Consider the following 710-nt stretch of genomic DNA (forward strand, 5'->3'; position numbering starts at 1 on the left):
TTGTAAGTTAGGCAAACTAGAATTTGGTAATAATATTTTATTCTTGGGGCGACATATGGAGATACTTTATTTCCTTTTCTTAATTATTAACGTATACCTATAAATTAACAAAGTATCTAAACAAAATACATAAGTGTACTCAAACTGAGTAGAATCGTCGATTAAACTTCCTTCTCCTTTTAAAAATTAAAAACAGCAAATAGTTAGATGAATATATTAAAGACTATTCGTTTCATTTCCCAGAGCAGCATGACTTCTTGGTTTCTTCAGACTTGTTACCGCAGGGGCATTTGTCGTCGCTGTTACACCCCGTTGGGCAGCTACATGATTTTTGGCATTGTTCATTATTTTTGCAGCTACCACATTGGCATTGGCACTCATGACCTTCATTTTGGAAGTTAATTAATTCGCTGAACATTTTATGTGATGATTGATTGATTGATTGTACAGTTTGTTTTTCTTAATATCTATTTCGATGACTTCTATATGATATTGCACTAACAAGAAGATATTATAATGCAATTGATACAAGACAAGGAGTTATTTGCTTCTCTTTTATATGATTCTGACAATCCATATTGCGTTGGTAGTCTTTTTTGCTGGAACGGTTCAGCGGAAAAGACGCATCGCTCTTTTTGCTTCTAGAAGAAATGCCAGCAAAAGAATCTCTTGACAGTGACTGACAGCAAAAATGTCTTTTTCTAACTAGT

1 protein-coding gene is annotated in these 710 nt (G+C 33.7%); it reads right to left on the bottom strand.

Annotation, left to right across the window (positions count from 1 at the left end; genetic code table 11):
* Window positions 1–511 precede the first annotated feature (511 nt).
* The coding region (locus tag IE124_RS36340; RefSeq protein WP_229833180.1) for a hypothetical protein at window positions 512–710 on the bottom strand (199 nt) is incomplete at its 5' end.

The organism is Streptomyces narbonensis (genome assembly GCF_014649015.1).
In the GTDB taxonomy this organism is placed as follows: domain Bacteria; phylum Actinomycetota; class Actinomycetes; order Streptomycetales; family Streptomycetaceae; genus Streptomyces; species Streptomyces narbonensis.